This window comes from Sideroxyarcus sp. TK5 (genome assembly GCF_054601595.1).
In genome coordinates this window covers 156149-173808 of sequence record NZ_BAAHSJ010000005.1, presented here as the reverse complement: position 1 = coordinate 173808, position 17660 = coordinate 156149, and the positions used below count along the sequence as shown (strand labels likewise).

General features: G+C 60.6%; 18 protein-coding genes and 1 tRNA gene. 16 read left to right on the top strand and 3 right to left on the bottom strand.

The features are described from left to right. Positions 1-114: 114 nt before the first annotated feature. The 8 genes from ACYPYQ_RS10310 (at position 115) to ychF (ending at position 6940) form a co-directional block, all read left to right on the top strand. Positions 115-1818: a tetratricopeptide repeat protein gene (locus tag ACYPYQ_RS10310; RefSeq protein ID WP_459723746.1), complete on the top strand. Its 1704-nt coding sequence runs from the start codon at positions 115-117 to the stop codon at positions 1816-1818. 4 nt (positions 1819-1822) lie between these two features. Beyond that, a complete protein-coding gene (lolB, locus tag ACYPYQ_RS10305; RefSeq protein ID WP_459723745.1) occupies positions 1823-2371 on the top strand; it encodes a lipoprotein insertase outer membrane protein LolB in 549 nt (182 codons plus the stop codon). Next, positions 2368-3231 carry a 4-(cytidine 5'-diphospho)-2-C-methyl-D-erythritol kinase gene (ispE, locus tag ACYPYQ_RS10300; protein WP_459723744.1) on the top strand — a complete coding sequence of 288 codons (864 nt, stop codon included), beginning with the start codon at positions 2368-2370 and terminating at the stop codon, positions 3229-3231. The genes lolB and ispE overlap by 4 nt, the downstream gene beginning before the upstream one ends. A gap of 6 nt (positions 3232-3237) precedes the next feature. Further along, positions 3238-3312, top strand: a tRNA-Gln gene (locus ACYPYQ_RS10295). Positions 3313-3372: 60 nt separating this feature from the next. Then, positions 3373-4320, top strand: a complete 948-nt coding sequence (locus ACYPYQ_RS10290) for a ribose-phosphate diphosphokinase (protein WP_459723743.1) — start codon at positions 3373-3375, stop codon at positions 4318-4320. Positions 4321-4403: 83 nt separating this feature from the next. Beyond that, entirely contained in the window at positions 4404-5054 is a 651-nt protein-coding gene (locus tag ACYPYQ_RS10285) for a 50S ribosomal protein L25/general stress protein Ctc (protein ID WP_459723742.1), read from the top strand. A 202-nt stretch (positions 5055-5256) separates the two neighbouring features. Continuing rightward, complete coding sequence (pth, locus tag ACYPYQ_RS10280) at positions 5257-5835, top strand: aminoacyl-tRNA hydrolase (RefSeq protein WP_459723741.1); 579 nt, start codon at positions 5257-5259, stop codon at positions 5833-5835. 13 nt (positions 5836-5848) lie between these two features. Continuing rightward, positions 5849-6940, top strand: a complete 1092-nt coding sequence (gene ychF / locus ACYPYQ_RS10275) for a redox-regulated ATPase YchF (protein WP_459723740.1) — start codon at positions 5849-5851, stop codon at positions 6938-6940. Between the two features lie 74 nt (positions 6941-7014). On the opposite strand, the gene ACYPYQ_RS10270 is transcribed toward ychF, so the two are convergent. After that, the gene (locus tag ACYPYQ_RS10270; RefSeq protein ID WP_459723739.1) at positions 7015-7860 is read right to left on the bottom strand and encodes an HDOD domain-containing protein; all 846 of its coding nucleotides are present in this window, start codon (positions 7858-7860) and stop codon (positions 7015-7017) included. A gap of 277 nt (positions 7861-8137) precedes the next feature. Between ACYPYQ_RS10270 and ACYPYQ_RS10265 the strand changes: the two genes are divergently transcribed. From ACYPYQ_RS10265 to ACYPYQ_RS10230, 8 genes are all read left to right on the top strand, one after another. Continuing rightward, positions 8138-9475 carry a DEAD/DEAH box helicase gene (locus ACYPYQ_RS10265; protein ID WP_459723738.1) on the top strand — a complete coding sequence of 446 codons (1338 nt, stop codon included), beginning with the start codon at positions 8138-8140 and terminating at the stop codon, positions 9473-9475. Positions 9476-9532: 57 nt separating this feature from the next. Continuing rightward, complete coding sequence (locus tag ACYPYQ_RS10260) at positions 9533-10105, top strand: DUF1415 domain-containing protein (RefSeq protein ID WP_459723737.1); 573 nt, start codon at positions 9533-9535, stop codon at positions 10103-10105. Between the two features lie 59 nt (positions 10106-10164). After that, positions 10165-10821 carry an oxygen-insensitive NAD(P)H nitroreductase gene (gene nfsB / locus ACYPYQ_RS10255; protein ID WP_459723736.1) on the top strand — a complete coding sequence of 219 codons (657 nt, stop codon included), beginning with the start codon at positions 10165-10167 and terminating at the stop codon, positions 10819-10821. A 26-nt stretch (positions 10822-10847) separates the two neighbouring features. Then, positions 10848-11828 (top strand): serine/threonine protein kinase, encoded by a 981-nt coding sequence (locus ACYPYQ_RS10250; RefSeq protein WP_459723735.1) that lies wholly within the window; start codon positions 10848-10850, stop codon positions 11826-11828. Further along, positions 11825-12229: a YchJ family protein gene (locus ACYPYQ_RS10245; RefSeq protein WP_459723821.1), complete on the top strand. Its 405-nt coding sequence runs from the start codon at positions 11825-11827 to the stop codon at positions 12227-12229. The genes ACYPYQ_RS10250 and ACYPYQ_RS10245 overlap by 4 nt, the downstream gene beginning before the upstream one ends. 40 nt (positions 12230-12269) lie before the next feature. Next, complete coding sequence (locus ACYPYQ_RS10240; protein WP_459723734.1) at positions 12270-12809, top strand: glycine cleavage system transcriptional repressor; 540 nt, start codon at positions 12270-12272, stop codon at positions 12807-12809. 358 nt (positions 12810-13167) lie between these two features. After that, complete coding sequence (locus ACYPYQ_RS10235) at positions 13168-14340, top strand: hypothetical protein (RefSeq protein WP_459723733.1); 1173 nt, start codon at positions 13168-13170, stop codon at positions 14338-14340. A gap of 89 nt (positions 14341-14429) precedes the next feature. After that, positions 14430-15371, top strand: coding sequence for an HNH endonuclease signature motif containing protein (locus tag ACYPYQ_RS10230; protein WP_459723732.1), 942 nt, complete (start codon positions 14430-14432; stop codon positions 15369-15371). A gap of 151 nt (positions 15372-15522) precedes the next feature. Here ACYPYQ_RS10230 and ACYPYQ_RS10225 read toward each other — a convergent pair whose 3' ends face one another. Both ACYPYQ_RS10225 and ACYPYQ_RS10220 read right to left on the bottom strand, forming a co-directional pair. Next, positions 15523-16893 carry a hypothetical protein gene (locus ACYPYQ_RS10225; protein WP_459723731.1) on the bottom strand — a complete coding sequence of 457 codons (1371 nt, stop codon included), beginning with the start codon at positions 16891-16893 and terminating at the stop codon, positions 15523-15525. Next, a complete protein-coding gene (locus ACYPYQ_RS10220) occupies positions 16859-17656 on the bottom strand; it encodes a D-alanyl-D-alanine carboxypeptidase family protein (RefSeq protein ID WP_459723730.1) in 798 nt (265 codons plus the stop codon). The genes ACYPYQ_RS10225 and ACYPYQ_RS10220 overlap by 35 nt, the downstream gene beginning before the upstream one ends. Between the last annotated feature and the right edge of the window lie 4 nt (positions 17657-17660).

Sequence of the window (17660 nt, the reverse complement as noted above, 5' to 3'; positions counted from 1 at the left end):
GTGTCGCGCGGTTTTGAGTTGCGGCGAATATAACCTAAACTGTCGGCTCGCATCAAAACACTCGGGCCCTAGATGAACTTTCCGTCACGAATCCTTGCGCTGCCGCTGGTCCTCATGTTGGCAGCCTGCGCGAGCACGCCGCAGAAACCGGCGGCAGACGAGCCAGCCGGCGATGGCTCGCCGCATGGCCGTCTGGAGCAGATCGCTCCCGAGCCCAAGCTGGATCTGCCCGATGTCGAACTCACGGATCGCCTGATGTACGGATTCCTGCTGGGAGACATCGCGGCACAGCGCGGTCGCCCGGAGCTGGCTGCGCAAGCCTATCTCGACTTGGCGCGCACCACCCGCGATCCGCGTGTGGCGCGCCGCGCCGCGCAACTGACCTTCGAGGCGCACCAGTACGACCAGTCGCTGGAGGCGTTCAAACTGTGGCAGGAACTGGAACCCGCCTCGCCGCTGGCCAAGCAGATGCTGGTCTCGCTGCTGCTCTCCGGCGGCAAGCTGGAAGAGGCGCGCCCGCTGGTCACCGAGATGCTGGCTGCGGAACAACAGAAGGGGCGCGCCTTCATGAGCCTGTATGGCTTGCTGGCGCGCGTGCAGGACAAGGCGGCCGCGCTGGACTGGCTGACCGGCGTGGCGCAGCCCTATCCGGATGTGGCCGAGGCGCACTGGGTGCTGGCACAGACCGCCATCACGGCCGGCAAGCAGGAGCTGGCGCTGGCGGAAGCGAACAGGTCGCTCGCGCTCAAGCCGGACTGGGACCTGGCGGTGATGCTCGCCGCGCAGCAGACGCAGCGCAACGAACCGCAACGTGCGACCACCATGCTGTCGCGCTTCCTGGACACTTATCCGGAACGCCACGAGGTGCGGCTGTTCTACGCGCGCATGCTGCTGGAACAGAAGCAATACCAGCCGGCACGCGAGCAGTTCAGCGAATTGCTGAAGCAACGCCCGGGCAGCGCGGAGCTGGCATTCGCCATCGCCATGATCTCGCTGCAGCTGGGCGAGCTGGACCGGGCGGAACAGGAACTGCGTCAAGCGCTGTCCAGCAAGGGCAGCGACAACGACACGCTACGTTTCTATCTCGGTCAACTGTACGAGGCGAGGGAAGACTGGTCGTCCGCGATGCAGCATTACCGCGAGATACAGGGCGGCGACAGGCTGTATGCCGCGCGCTTGCGCATCGCCTATCTGCAGAACAAACAGGGCGAGTTGCAGGCCGCGCGCGAGACGCTGGCGAAGATCGTGGCGAAGGACGATGCGCAGCGTGTGCAGCTGCTGATGGTGGAGGCGCAGTTCCTGCGCGAGGCCGGCCACCATGCCGAAGGCTTCCAGGTGCTGTCGCGCGGATTGAAGCGCTTTCCCGATCAGGCGGAATTGTTGTACCAGGCCGCGCTGCTGGCCGACCGGCTGGACAAGCACGCAGACTTCGAACGCCTGATCCGCAGACTGATCGAGATCGAGCCGGACAACGCGCACGCCTACAACGCGCTGGGCTACGGCTGGCTGGCGCGCAACATCCGCATCTCGGAAGCCATGCAACTGGTCGAGCAAGCCTATCGGCTGGCACCGGACGATGCGGCCATCATCGACAGCATGGGATGGGGCTATTACCGCTCCGGGCAACTGGAGAAGAGTCTGGAATTCCTGCGCCGTGCCTATGCGGCCAATCCCGACCCCGAGATCGCCGCCCATCTGGGAGAGGTGCTGTGGGTGAAGGGCGAGCGTGAAGCCGCGCAGAAGGTCTGGCGCGCCAGCGAGCAGGCGCATCCCGACAACACACTGTTGCGCGATGTGATCCACAAGTTCCTGCCCTGATCCGATGCGCCGCATAGTTTTGCTGTCCCTGCTGTTGTCCGCATGTGCCACGACGCCGCCCGTCGTGCAGCGCCCGGCTGCTGACGAAGCGCCGTTCACCATCAATGGCCGTATCGCCATCATCCAGCCCGAGCGGCGCGACAGTGCCGGTCTGCGCTGGACGCATGACGCAGCCACGGACGAGGTGTTGTTGCTGGCCCCGCTTGGACAGGTCTTTGCGCGCATCACTTCCGATGTACAGGGGGTGACGCTGGAGGCGGACGGAGAGAAGCATATGGCGCCGGACGCAGAGACACTCACCCAAGACTTGCTGGGCTGGCAGCTGCCGCTTTCCGGCTTGCGCTACTGGGTTGCGGCATTGCCCGCTCCGGACGGGGAATACCGCAGTGAGCAGGACGAAACGGGCAGGCTGTCCGTGTTGTATCAACAGGGCTGGACCATCCGCTACACGCGCTATGCGGGGGAAGGGCGTGACGCATTGCCGCTGCGTCTGAGCCTGCAGCGGGAGGGCATGGAGGTGCGCGTGCTGATAGACGAATGGGAAACGCGATGAACACGCTGGTCTGTAGCGCACCGGCCAAACTGAACCTGTTCCTGCATGTGGTGGGCCGCCGCGACGACGGCTATCACCTGCTGCAGACATTGTTCCGCTTCATCGACCTGCACGACACCCTGCATTTCACCCTGCGCGAAGATGGCCAGGTGCGGCGTCTGAATGCGCTGGAAGGTGTGCCGCCAGAGCAGGACCTGTGCGTGCGCGCCGCGCGTCTGCTGCAGCGGGAGGCCGCTTGTACGCTCGGCGTGGATATCGAAGTGGAGAAACGCATCCCCATGGGCGGCGGCCTGGGGGGCGGCAGCTCGGATGCGGCCACCACTTTGCTGGCCCTGAACATGCTGTGGGGATTGGGTTTAAGCCGTGAACGACTGATGGCGCTGGGCCTGACGCTGGGGGCGGATGTGCCGGTGTTCGTGTTCGGCGATAACGCATTCGCGGAAGGCGTGGGGGAACGTCTGCAGGCATACGAACTGCCGGACGCGTGGTATGTGGTGCTGTGCCCGCCGGTGCATGTGCCGACGGCGAAGATATTTACGCATCCGGAATTGACACGAAATACGATTTCGATGACAATGCGCGCCCTTCCGAAGGGGCTGTCTTTTCGGGCGGGCCGGCAAGCCGGTCTGCGCAACGATCTGCAGGCGGTAGCGTGCAGCTTGTACCCCGAAGTGGCCGAACATCTTGCCTGGCTGGCGAACTTTGCCCCGGCGATGATGACAGGCTCCGGCGCATGCGTGTTCGCCGAGTTCGCAACGGAAGCGGAAGCAATAGCGGTATTGCAGCAGTTGCCGCCGGATATGCGCGGATATGTCGCGCACGGCCTGCAACAGCACCCTCTCAGGGCATTCGCTGCATAGAGTTTTTGGGGAGTCGCCAAGTGGTAAGGCATCGGATTTTGATTCCGACATTCGTAGGTTCGATCCCTACCTCCCCAGCCAGTTTCTTCAAGGATCGATGGGCGTTCGCGCCCTTTTCATTTTTCTAAAGAGGTGCACACGATGTCCGGCGACATGATGGTTTTCACCGGCAATGCCAATCCCAAGCTGGCCGAAAGCGTGGCGCGGCATCTGGGCATCCATCTGGGTCGCGCAACCGTCAGCCGTTTCTCCGACGGCGAAGTGATGGTGGAGATCCTGGAACATGTGCGCGGCAAAGACGTGTTCATCCTGCAGTCCACCTGCGCCCCCACCAATGACAATCTGATGGAGATCATGGTGATGGTCGATGCCTTGCGCCGCGCGTCGGCAGCACGCATCACCGCCGCCATCCCGTATTTCGGCTATGCACGCCAGGATCGCCGTCCGCGTTCGGCGCGCGTGGCGATCACCGCCAAGGTCGTCGCCAACATGCTGTCCGGTGTCGGCGTCGACCGCGTGCTGACCATGGACCTGCACTCCGACCAGATCCAGGGTTTCTTCGATATCCCGGTGGACAACATCTATGCCAGCCCCATCCTGCTGTCCGATGTGTGGAAGCAGAATTACGAGAACCTGATCGTGGTGTCGCCAGACGTCGGCGGCGTGGTGCGCGCGCGGGCATTGGCCAAGCAGCTGGATGCGGACCTCGCCATCATCGACAAACGCCGCCCCAAGCCGAACGTGGCCAAGGTGATGAACATCATCGGCGACGTGGCCGGTCGCACCTGCCTGATCATGGACGACATGGTCGATACCGCCAACACCCTGTGCGAGGCCGCCAATGCGCTGAAAGAGAAGGGTGCGACCCGCGTGCTGGCCTACTGTACCCACGGCGTGTTGTCCGGCCCGGCCATCGAACGCATCGAGAAGTCCTCCATCGACGAGCTGGTGGTGACGGACACCATCCCGCTGCAGGAGAACGCGCGCAACTGCAAACGCATCCGCCAGCTCAGCGTCGCCGAACTGATGGCGGAGACCCTGCGCCGTATCAACGCGGAAGAATCTGTCAGTTCGCTGTTCGTGGACTGACGAAATTGCGGTGGCCATGTCGGTCATCGCGTAACCCGGAAGCTCTGGTCGCGGAGCCTTCCAATTGAAGTGGAGAAGTAACAATGGCAATCGAAATCAGCGCAACAAAACGCCAAGCGCAAGGAACGGGTGCGAGCCGCCGTCTGCGTAAAGCGAACCGCGTACCCGGCGTCGTATACGGCTCTGGCGACGCAGTCATGATCGAACTCGATCACAACAACGTCTATTTCGCACTGAAGAACGAAGCGTTCCACGCTTCCGTGCTGTCGCTGGACCTGGAAGGCAAGAAGGAATCCGTGCTGCTGCGCGACTTCCAGATGCACCCGTTCCGCCAGCAAGTGATGCACATCGACTTCCAGCGCGTCGATGCGAAGAAGAAGGTGCACATGAAGGTGCCTCTGCACTTCGTGAACGCCGAGATCGCGCCGGGTGTGAAGCAAGGTGGCGGCATCATCACCCACGTGCTGAACGAACTGGATATCGTCTGTCTGGCGAAAGATCTGCCGACATCGATCGAGATCGATCTGTCTGGTCTGGAACTGGGCCATTCCATCCACATTTCCGACGTCAAGCTGCCCAAGGGAGTGGAAGTTGCGACTCATCACCATGCTGGTGATGCCGTGGCGACGGTCACAGTGCCGCGCGGCCACGTTGAAGCTGCTGCCGAAGCTGCAGCTGCAGCTGACGCGTCTGCTGCTTCAGCCGCTGCCGCCGCACCTGCCGCCAAGAAGTAATACGCAACAGGAACAACCCGCCATGTCATCTACGGTGCATGGCGGGTTTTTTCATTATGGATGCCTCTAAAAATCCAGATTTCATCCCAACTGCTGCGTTGCGGAAAAAATCTCTTGCTTGCATATTCTCCATATGCGGCGCGGCTAGATTTTTCCCGCGCCTTGCATTTGGGCGAACTCTGAATTTTTAAAGGCATCCAGCGTGAGCGAACCGATCAAACTCATCGTCGGACTGGGCAATCCCGGCAAGGAATATGAAGCCACGCGCCACAATGCAGGTTTCTGGTGGGTGGATGAACTCGCGCGCGCACACAACGCCAGTTTCAAGACCGAGAACAGGTTCCACGGTTTGGTCGCCAAAGCCGTGCTGCACGGACACGAAGTACATCTGCTCAAGCCGCAGACCTTCATGAACGTGAGCGGTCGAGCTGTGGGTGCGCTGGCGCAGTTCTACAAGTTCACGCCGTCACAGCTGCTGGTCGTGCATGACGAGCTCGACCTGCCGCCGGGCAGCGCCAAGCTGAAGCTGGGTGGTGGGCACGGCGGACACAACGGTCTGAAGGACATCATCGCGCATCTCGGCAGCAAAGATTTCTGGCGTCTGCGTATCGGTGTAGGCCATCCGGGCGACCGCGCGCAAGTGGTGAATTTCGTGCTGAACGCGCCGCGCAAGGAAGAACAGGGTTTGATCGATGAAGCATCGCAACGCGCACAGGATGTCGCATCGCTTATCATCGAAGGCAAGCTGGAAGCGGCGATGTTGAAGCTGCATAGCAACTAAGAAGGAAACAAACATGAGTCTCAAATGCGGTATCGTCGGTCTGCCCAACGTGGGCAAATCCACCATGTTCAATGCGCTGACCAAGGCCGGCATCGCAGCGGAGAACTATCCTTTCTGCACCATCGAGCCCAATGTAGGCATCGTCGAAGTGCCCGATCCGCGCATGGAAGAGCTGGCCAAGATCGTCAAGCCGCAGCGCATGCAGTATGCCATCGTCGAGTTCGTCGACATCGCGGGGTTGGTGGCGGGCGCGTCCAAGGGTGAAGGTCTGGGCAACCAGTTCCTCGCCAACATCCGCGAGACGGATGCCATCGTCAACGTGGTGCGCTGTTTCGACGACGAGAACGTGGTGCACGTGGCGGGCAAGGTCGATCCTATCTCCGACATCGAGGTCATCCTCACCGAACTGGCTCTGGCCGACCTCGCCGTGGTGGAACGCACCATCCAGCGCGACGGCAAGAAGGCCAAGTCCGGCGACAAGGACGCGCAGAAGCTGGTGGCGCTGCTGGAGAAACTGCTGCCGCACCTGAACGAAGGCAAGCCGGCGCGCACCTTCGGGCTGAGCGAAGAAGAGGTGCAATTGCTCAAGCCGCTGTGCCTGCTCACCATCAAGCCTGCGATGTATGTCGGCAACGTGCTGGAGGACGGCTTCGAGAACAACCCCTATCTGGACCGTTTGCGCGAGCACGCCGCGAAAGAGGGGGCACCCGTCGTCGCGCTGTGTGCCAAGATCGAGCAGGAACTGGCCGATCTCGACGATGCCGACAAGAAGGAATTCCTGGCCGACCTCGGCCTGGAAGAGCCTGGCCTGAACCGCCTGATCCGCGTCGGTTATGACCTGCTCGGCCTGCAGACCTATTTCACCGCAGGGGTGAAGGAAGTGCGCGCCTGGACCATCCACAAGGGCGACACCGCCCCGCAGGCGGCCGGTGTGATCCACACCGACTTCGAGAAAGGTTTCATCCGCGCGCAGACCATCTCCTACGAGGATTTCATCGCCTGTGGCGGTGAAGCCGGTGCGAAGGAGAAGGGCAAGATGCGTGTCGAAGGAAAAGAGTACGTCGTGCAGGACGGCGACGTGATGAACTTCCTGTTCAACGTCTAAGTCGGGATCCATACAAGAAGGCCAAGCCGGGAAGCCGGCTTGGCCTTCTTGCATTCATGGAGAGTCCGTTGCGCTCACTCGCCGTTCAGGAATGCCAGCATGTCCCATTTCAGTTCCGAGTATTCCTGCTCGGACATCTCGAAGTGTGCCAGCACCAGCTCGCCATGCTTGTCCCATTCCTTGTCGCGCACATGCAGATGTTCGTCCGTGACATTCTCCGCCATGTGGATCAGTCCGATCAGGTCGCGCACGTCCGCACCGGCACGGTCGTCCGGTGAGGTGAAGACCGTCTCGTCATGATGGAAGAGGATGGCCATGCTGACCCGGGCCGGCAATGCCCAGGAGCGGGTCAGCATGTTGCCGACCACGGCATGATTGGTGGAGTAGTGCTTGTCCTCCGTTGCGCAGAGCGGGATGCCCAGCTTGCCCTCCGTCATTACCGTGGTCCGGTAGTCCGGGTATTTCTGCATCAGTACAGGGATGCCGCAATCGTGGAACAGTGCGGCGATATAGCTTTCCTCGCGCGAGACCGTCGGGAATCTGGCTGCCATCCTTTCGGCGACGCTGGCTGCGATGCTGGAGCGCTCCCAGAATTTGTCGAAGCTCTGGCCGTCTCCGCCCAGGCTTTGCCGCAATGCGATGTTGTGCACCAGATTCATGATGTTCTTGAGGCCGAGTATGCTGGCCGCGTGGAACACCGATGACACCTTGGTGCGCAGGCCGACGAACGGCGAGTTGGCCAGTTTCAGCAATGGTGCGAGGATGCCCGCATCCCTGCTGATCAACTGCGCGATCCTGTCCAGATCGGCTTCCGGGTGTTTGATCTCGCGCATGAGTTCGGTCAGCGTGGCCGGGCAGGGCGGGATAAAGATTCCGTTGAGCGTCTGTTCGGTGGCGGAGAGGGTCAATTCAGAATTCATCGTGTGTCCTGTGTCTGCATGGTTGATGCGCTGTGCCGCATGATGCATAAGTTTCGGCGTTTTTCATATATGCCGAAATATATAGACCAAGGTATAGATATGCTGTTTGGAAATGATGCATGCGGTGTGTTTATGTTCTGTTACACTGCGCGCCGCAATCACGTTTCAGTCTGGTGATCGCCGCCGATCCCGGTTCGCAACACCCACCTCATTCAGCCTCAGACTGGCGCTCATCCGAGCGACAGGCCGTTTGTAAAATCCAAGAAAGAACAAGAATATGTCATTCGCATCCCTCGGCTTGTCCGAAGAAATCGTTCGCGCCGTCACCGAGCGCGGTTATACCGAACCCACCCCTATTCAAGCCCAAGCCATCCCTGTCATCCTCAAAGGTGGCGACCTCATGGGCGGCGCGCAGACCGGCACCGGCAAGACCGCCGGCTTCACCCTGCCGCTGCTGCAACGCCTGATGGAAAAGCCCGTCAGCGGAAAACATTTCATCCGCGCACTGGTACTGACCCCGACCCGCGAACTCGCCGCGCAAGTGGAAGAGAGCGTGCGCCTGTACGGCAAACACCTGCCGCTCAAGTCGATGATGATGTTCGGTGGTGTCAACATCAATCCGCAGATCAAGCAGCTGCACGGCCGCGTCGATATTCTCGTCGCGACACCGGGTCGCCTGCTCGACCACCTGCAACAGAAGACGGTCGACCTGTCGCACGTCGAGATCCTGGTGCTGGACGAGGCCGACCGCATGCTGGACATGGGCTTCATCCGCGACATCAAGAAGATCCTCGCCGTGCTGCCGAAACAGCGTCAGAACCTGCTGTTCTCCGCCACCTTCTCCGACGAGATCAAGCTGCTGGCCGACGGCCTGCTGACCAATCCGGCGCTGATCGAAGTGGCACGCCGCAATCAGGCCAACGAACTGATCGAACAGCGCGTGTACCCGGTGGACCGCGAACGCAAGCGCGAACTGCTCACCCACCTCATCAAGGAACATAACTGGTTCCAGGTGCTGGTGTTCACGCGCACCAAGCACGGTGCCAATCGTCTGGCCGAACAGCTCGACAAGGACGGCATTCCCGCCATGGCGATCCACGGCAACAAGAGTCAGGCTGCCCGCACGCGCGCGCTGGCCGAATTCAAGACCGGCAAGTTGCAAGTACTGGTCGCCACCGACATCGCCGCGCGCGGCATCGACATCAGCGAACTGCCGCATGTAGTCAACTTCGAACTGCCCAACGTGCCAGAAGACTATGTGCACCGTATCGGTCGCACCGGCCGCGCGGGCAGCGAAGGCGAAGCAAGCTCGCTGGTGTGCATCGACGAAAAGAAATTGCTGAACGACATCGAGCGCCTCATCAAGCGCGAGATCCCCGTGGTGAACGTGCCGGGCTTCGATGTCGACCCGCGCATCAAGGCCGAGCCCATCCTGAACGGTTCCAATCGCGGTGGAGGACAGCGCCAAGGTCAGGGACGCGGCGGTCAGCCGCGCACAGGCGGCGGACAAGGCCGTAGCGCGCCGCGCCCCGGTGCCGCCAAACCGGCAGGTGGCGCGGGTCGCGGTGCGGCACCGAGCGGTGCGCAACACCGTTCGGGTGGACGCGGTCGTTAAGGTGGTCGTCATTCCGGCGAAGGCCGGAATGACGCTTGCTGGAAAGGGCTGATAAAAATGAACTCAACCGTAACCGACGAACAAGCTATCGCCGACACCAAACTGTGGCTGGAGAAGGCCGTCATCGGCCTCAACCTGTGTCCGTTCGCCAAGGGCGTGCATGTCAAAGGCCAGATACGCTATTTCGTGAGCACCGCGACGACGCCGGATGAACTGCTGGCCGATGTGTTGCGCGAACTGGAGCTGCTGGCCGAGACCCCGCGCACCAAGGTCGACACCACGCTGCTGATCCACCCGCACGTGCTGACCGACTTCCTCGATTACAACGACTTCCTCGCCGTGGTGGATGCTGCGCTGGAAGAGGTGGATCTGGCGGGCGAGTTGCAGGTCGCCAGCATGCACCCCGACTACCAGTTCGCCGATACCGAAGCGGACGACATCACCAACTACACCAACCGCTCGCCCTATCCCACGCTGCACCTGATCCGCGAGGACAGTATCGACGAAGCCGTGGCCGCTTTCCCCGAGGCCGAGATGATCTTCGAGAAGAACATGGAGACCATGCGCAAGCTGGGCCACGAGGGATGGGATGCGCTGGGTCTGGCGGAAGTGCAAAGAAGCAAAAAGTGATTCAGGCATAATCCTGCCCGGCCTCAAGCTATCAGATTTTCTTGAACCCGGAGACACACATGGACATCGCCCGCATCGCCCTGAACCGCCACACCTGCAAAGCCTACGACCCTGCCCGCAAGATCCCCGCCGCGCAGGTCGAACAACTCAAGACACTGTTGCGCTTCTCGCCTTCTTCGATCAACTCGCAGCCCTGGCACTTCATCATCGCCGCCAGCGATGAGGGCAAAGCGCGCATCGCCAAGGCCGCGCAGCAAGGCCCCTACGCCGCCAACGGCACCAAGATACTCAACGCCTCCCACGTAGTCGTATTCTGCGCCCGCACCACCATGGACGACACCCACCTCGCCAGCCTGCTTGCGCAGGAAGATGCAGACGGCCGCTACCCCACGCCGGAGAGCAAAGCCGCGCAAAGCAAGGGCCGCAGTTTCTACACCGGCCTGCACCGCTACGATTACAAAGACACGCAGCACTGGATGGAAAAACAGGTGTACCTCGCCCTAGGCACCCTGCTGCTGGGCGCTGCCGCACTGGAGATCGACGCCACCCCCATCGAAGGCTTCGACCCGCGCATCCTCAACGAAGAACTCGGCCTGCGCGAACAGGGCCTGACCAGCGTGGTCATCGCCGCGCTGGGCTATCGCAGTGCGGACGACTTCAATGCCAAGTTGCCGAAATCGCGCTTTCCGATGGAGAGGGTGATTTCGGAGTTGTGACGAGTGAATGACTGTATCCTAGATCCATGACCACACCTGACTATTCGCAACTGACACCCGACTGCGTCCTCAACGCGCTGGAGAGTATCGGCCTGCGTTGCGACGGGCGTCTGCTCGCGCTCAACAGCTACGAGAATCGCGTGTATCAGGTGGGCATGGATGAGGGCGCGCCGCTGGTCGCCAAGTTCTATCGCCCGGCGCGTTGGACCGATGCGGCCATCCTCGAAGAGCATGGTTTTGTGCAGGAGCTGGTGGAGCGCGAGATCCCGGTGGTGCCTGCGCTGAGCATCGACGGCAACACGCTGCACCACTTCGACGGCTTCCGCTTCTCGGTGTTCGAGAAGAAGGGCGGGCGGGCGCCGGAACTGGAAGATCGTGACACGCTGGAATGGCTGGGGCGTTTCCTCGGGCGCATCCATGCGGTGGGGGAGACCAAGGCGTTTGAACATCGACCGGAATTGAACATCGAGACCTTCGGCGTCGAGCCGCGCGATTATCTGTTGGCCAACAACTTCATCCCCACTGACATCGAAGCGGCCTATCGCAGCGTGATCGATCAGGCGCTGGATGGCGTGCGCCATTGTTTCGATCGCGCGGGCAAGGTGCAGACCTTGCGCCTGCATGGCGATTGCCACGCGGGCAACGTGCTGTGGACGGACGACGGCCCGCACTTCGTCGATTTCGACGACAGCCGCATGGGGCCGGCCGTGCAAGACCTGTGGATGCTGCTCTCCGGCGAACGCGAAGAACGCGTGAAGCAGATGGGCGATGTGCTGGCCGGCTATGAAGACTTCTGCGAGTTCGACGCACGCGAACTGCACCTCATCGAAGGACTGCGCACCCTGCGTCTCATCCATTACTCCGCATGGCTCGCCCGCCGCTGGGAGGATGTAGCCTTCAAGCAGGCCTTCCCCTGGTTCAACACCCAGCACTACTGGCAGAACCGCATCCTCGAACTGCGCGAGCAGATCGCCCTGATGGAAGAACCGCCGCTGTGGCAAAACTGAACGCCTGTCCCTGCGGCAGCAACAAACCCTACACCTCCTGCTGCGCCCGCTACATCGAAGCAGGCCAACCCGCGCCCGCTGCCGAAGCACTCATGCGTTCGCGCTACAGCGCTTACACCCTGCTCAAGGAAGACTACCTGCTGGCAAGCTGGCATCCCTCCACACGACCCGCCGCACTGGGCTTGGCAGAAGAAGCGCCGACCAAATGGATCGGACTCGAAGTGAAACGCCATGAACAGCAGGACGCGACGCATGCCATCGTCGAATTCGTCGCGCGTTACAAGGTGAACGGGCGGGCGCATCGTCTGCATGAAGTGAGCCGATTCGTGAAGGAGGCGGGGCAGTGGTTCTATCTGGACGGGGACATTCAGGACAGCCATCCCGCCACAGTCAGGCGCTAGAATGCCTGCAGATTCCGCGCATAACCAAGGTCACCCAACCATGAGAACCGAGATAGACAACACCCACCTGATCATCACCGCCTGCGGCCCTGACCGGCCCGGATTGGTCGAGCGGCTTAGCGGTTGCATCGCCGACAGCGGATGCAGCATCGAAGAGAGCCGCATGTCAGCGCTGGCCGGACAATGCACCATTGCCGTGCTCGCCGCCGGCCCCTGGCATGCACTCTCCAAACTGGAAGGGCAACTGGATGCACTCGGCACATCGCTCGGGCTGACGCTGCATCACGAACGCACCGGCAAGCGCGCTGCCCCCGCCATCCCCTACAGCGTCGAGCTCATCACAGCGGACCGTCCCGGCGTCGTGCGCAACCTCGCGGCATTCTTCACGCGTAGCGGCATCAACATCGAAGACCTGCAGTCCAGCACCTACCCCGCGCCGCATACCGGATCCACCTCACTGTCCGTGGTGATGACCGTCGGCATCCCCGCCAATATGCACATCGCCACCCTGCGCGGCGATTTCCTCGACTACTGTGACAGCCTGAATCTGGACGCGACGCTGGAGCCAGTGCGGGGCTGATCGCTGCGCTTGCATAAAGCAGGGCGGTGATTTTTGTGGAGGGGGAGGCCGGTTGTCGGCCAAAGCCGCCATTTGCAGGGCCTACCAAGTCGTTCCGCTTTATTGTCCGTAACGGACATCGCTATCTAGGCTATATATAGATATTTCGGCATATATGCTGAAAGAGGATTTGCTGCTACGGTGCTATCCGTTGCGGTGTCTCGAATAATGCCGCGTTTGCAAGAGGAAGTGCCGTGTTCGAAAGTTGATAAACCAATAAAATCGAACCATTAGCCAATTCATTCCAGCTTATGCGGCATATCGCTCCAATATATGGTGTTTTTGCCATCTACTTTACGTTAGGCATGCAATCCCTACTATGAAGGCCTCCACTCTTCACTCACTCATTACCGCCCGCACCCTTCACGATGAAGCCCGGCGGCTCGTTGCTGCGGGTGATCGGCACATGTCGTCTGCGGGCTTGATCCTCCTGCAAGACGCCTTAGAAGTGGTCTTCTTAGCCATGTTGGTCGAGAAAGACATCGACGAGCAGAAGACACTTGAGTCAAAAAGTTTCGACGAACTCATCGGCGAATTAAAAAAGTCTGGCGTCCCAGTGCCGAAGTCCGGCACGCTCAAGGCGCTGAATAAGCAGCGGGTAATTACAAAGCACTATGGACAGCTCGCTGAGCCGCTTACGGTGCAAACGTACGCTGAAGCTGCAGATATCGCCGTCGAAGCTATTGTGCAAACAGTTCTCGGGCGACGGTATCGAGAGATCTTTTTGTCGGACCTTCTATCCGATGGGGAGGCAAAGGCTTTCCTGACCGAGGCTGCCACTCACCTTGAGCAAGCAGCCTTCCTCGAGGCACTCATTGCAGTGCGCAAAGCCCTGTTTGTGGAGATCGAGACAGAGTATTGCATCCACAAGTGGTCCGATGCTGATCCAAATGAAGGACTTGGACTTCTCTCGTTTTCTCGCGGAGGTATGAAGGCTCCGTACTGGACAAGAAAGCGAGACTGGATACAGAAGCATGTATTCACGCCGTTCGACTTCATTCAAATCGATCACGAAAAGCTCCGGATGGATGCAATGGAATGGGGGGTCAACACTGCCGAGCTCGACAATCTCCGGCGACTCACGCCCGAGGTTTTTCGCGAAGACAAAGATGCGCAATGGCAAATTCAGTACGACCTTGAATTCCCGCCAAACGAAGCAACTGCCGCCAACGCTCGCTATTGCCTAGACCGGGCGATCTCTATCCTCCTGAGAAAGCAGCAACACAGCACTGCCCGTCGTTGGCCCAGCCGAGATGTGGGCTTTGACCCGCCCACTATTTATCTGGATGCTCCAGTTTTCTCTAAGGCCCGCCAAGACTCCGAAGTTGTTCATCGCATTAACGATCAATACCGGTACAGGCTGAGTGCCTTGGTTTCTGGCTTCAACGCAGCAGAGCAGTACTACACGATCAGCGGACACAGACCTGTCGAAGGCAAAGAGTTCGGAGCCGACTGGATTCACGGGTACTTGCTCGTGCAAGGCGATGCCTAACCCCTCGGTCAAGGCGCGCCCTTCGGTCGCTGGGACGCGCCGCAAGCGGCGCGCCCCTTACCTCAAACGTTGGGCCTGCGAATAGCGCTATGCCAAAGCTCCGTACAAAAATTTCCCCCGACCTTGTGCATACCGTGCTCTATAAGAGCGCCAAGACCTGCTGTGTCTGCCGCATTCCGCGAGCGCCCGTCGAAGTTCATCATATCGACCAGAATCCGGCAAACAATGTCGAAGAAAACCTAATTGCCATTTGCCGAAACTGTCACGATGAAGCGCATACAAAGCGATCCCTTTCTCAAAACCTGACGCCTGCTCGCCTCATTGATTTCAAACATAGGTGGCAAGAAGAGGTTGCCTCAAGGGCCGCACATGCCATGCTGCCAAGTTCCAATCTATCGCAAGCGATGTGGACCTACGTGAATCACCAACGCCTTCCCGACGTCATGAAGTCGAAAGGAGTTAAGTTCGATCCATCACTTCTTCGCATGCTTCGCGCTGCTCACGTCGTCGACAATGCAGGAATACCGACGTTTCAGCGCAAAGGAAAATCCACAGGCCTCAATACGATATACGACCGATTCGAGTGGGATGATTCTCAGAGACTTCACCTTCTTTATACCCGCGCAGTCGATGCACTAATCGTCGAATCGCACCCGATTGAACTTGGCGCAATCTGGACCAAGACAGACATCAAGAGCATTTTGCGCCCAGGTGATATTTGCTTTTGTATGCGAGGGTTTCGCTTTAAGCGAGGCACTGAAGTTGATGGAGAAGAAGATCGAGTGGCGTACGCGAAGGCACAAGGTATTGAGGTGCGGTTCACCGCCAATACTAGGCATATGTATGGCAGTTCCGCTCTCTATGACGCGTTTTCAGGCAATCGATTTGCAGCGGTATTACTGCTCGTGCGTGATATCTCTCAAGAGGATTCAACCCTCGTTATCAGGACCACACCACTAGCAATGGGAGCAGGATTTGTTTCCTCCGAATACAAAACGCCATTTACATTGCGCTATGGCTGGGCGCGGTAGGCCCAACCCAGCAGTCGAGAGGGACGCTTCGCGGCGAAGCCGCTCGCGCCCCTCACTTTTACGTTGATCATCTGTTGTTGAACTAGTAGCGGACTAAATTCTGAACTGGTTGGAAGGTCCGCATTGGCCGAAGAGCGGCCTCTTTGAAGACTCACTCCACGCCCGGCTTCGCGCCGGGCGTTGTGTTTTCTAGCCCCCGCAGATTACCCGCTGCTTCCGCATGCTGCGGATCAAGCTGCAATGCGCGTTCGAATTCGCGGCGCGCTTCATCTTCGGTTCCTGCCAGAAGCCAGGCGAAGCCGAGGTTGTTGTGTACGCGCGCTTTGTTGGGCGACTGTTCCACTGTGGCTTGCCACAGGGCGATCTCGCTGCGGTAGTCGAGGTTGCGTTGGGCGGTGAGCAGTGCGGCTGCGAGCAGCAAGGTGAGCAGGGCGATGCGCACGTGGTCGGCCCTCAGCTGCTGGAAAATTTCGATGCACAGGGCCAGTGCGAGCGGCCAGCCGACGAGGTAGAGCTGGCGTTCGTTGGCAATGTCGAGGCGCGGCAGCAGAACGTAGAGGGGCAGTAGTTGCAGCACGGCCCAGGCCAGCGCGAAGGACCACCACGGGCGCAGCTTGCGCAGCCACCATGCGGTGACTAGCAGTGCCAGCGTGAGCAGCAATGCCGACGGGGCCTCGAAGAGATGGCGATACAGCGGCAGGTCGGGGTCGATGTTGAGCCATAGCGGCAGCGCCCATTGCTGCAACAGCCACAGCATGCCGTTCGCCTGCGTGGCGAGGTTGCCGCCCAGTGTGTTGAAGTGGGCGCTGCGCGCCATGTGGGATTGATAGGCGGTGCTGAACAGGAACAGCAGCACGGCCGCCAGCAGCAGTGCCCAGCTCGTCCATTGCGCTTTAAAGGAGTTGCGTTGTTCGGCCAGCGCATAGCGTTCCCACAGCAGCAGGGCGAAGGGGAAGGTGATGGCGGTCTCTTTGCACAGCAGCGCGGCGAGGAAGCACAGCGGCGTAAGCAGATGCAGGTGCAGTGCGCTCGCGTGCTGGCGGCCGTGGGTATAGGCGAGCAGGCCGGCCAGATAGCACAGCGTCATCAGCGAGGCGGAGCGGCCGCTGATGTAGCTCACCGCTTCGCTGTGCGCGGGATGCAGCACGAACAGCAGGGCGACGAACAGCGGCAGCGTGGCGGGCAGTCCGCCGTGGCGCACGTAGTAGTGCTGGCTGAGGCGATAGACCAGCCAGCCGTTGAGCAGGTGGATGAGGAGGTTGCTGAGGTGGAAGCCGGTCGTGCCCAGACCCAGCGTCCAGTCCAGGGTGTAGCTGGCTTTCAGCAGGGCGCGGATGCCGTGGCCTAGACCGGCCAGCCAGTTTCCCCAGCTATGCACTTCGGGGTTGTGGACGATGACCTTGTAGTCATCGAACTGGAACGGTGCGCCGAGCACGTTGGCATAGGCGAGGCAGACGGCCAGCGCCAGCCAGGCGAAGGCGCGCGGGTCACTGTTTTCGCTGGGCTTCGGCGAAGGCCACATCGAGGATGTCCACCGCGTCCCACCAGCGGTCGTTGCCGTGCAGCAGCACCAGCAGCACGGTGGTGTCGCCACGCTTGACGTAGGCGATCAGGCATTTTCCGGCGCGGGCGGTGTAGCCGGTCTTGAGACCGAACGCACCGCGATAGCGGCCGACCAGCGCGTTCTTGTTCTCGAAGCGGATGCGGCGTGTGCCGTCCACGCTCTGGATGTCCTGTTCGATGCGCGAGGTGAGTCGCAGCAGTTCCGGCTGGCGGATGACGTGGTGCGCAAGCAGGGAGAGGTCGTGCGTGCTGGAAAGGTGACCCTTGGCATCGTGGCCGCAGGCGTTGGCGAACTGCGTGTCGTGCATACCGAGTTCGGCGGCGCGCTGGTTCATGCGTTTCACGAATGCGTGTTCGCTGCCGGCGATCGCATCGGCCAGCGCGTGGCAGGCGTCGTTGGCCGAGGCCATCAATGTGGCGGCGAGCAGGTCGTGCAGGCGGTAGCGTTCGCCGGGTTTGAGTTTCAGGCGGGCACCGGTCTCGCGCGCGGCGGCGGGGGAGATGGTGACGGTGCTTTGCAGGTCGCCGTGCTCGATGGCGAGCAGGGCAGTCATCAGCTTGGTCAGGCTGGCGGGCGGCAGGTGTTCATGCGCCTTGCGTTCCCAGGTCGGTATGCCGTCGATCTCGACACGATAGGCGCGCGCGACATCGGGGAACAGATCGGGCAGGGCGGCGGCCAGTGTGACGTGGCACAGCAGCCACAACCCGATCAGCTGGCGCATGCGT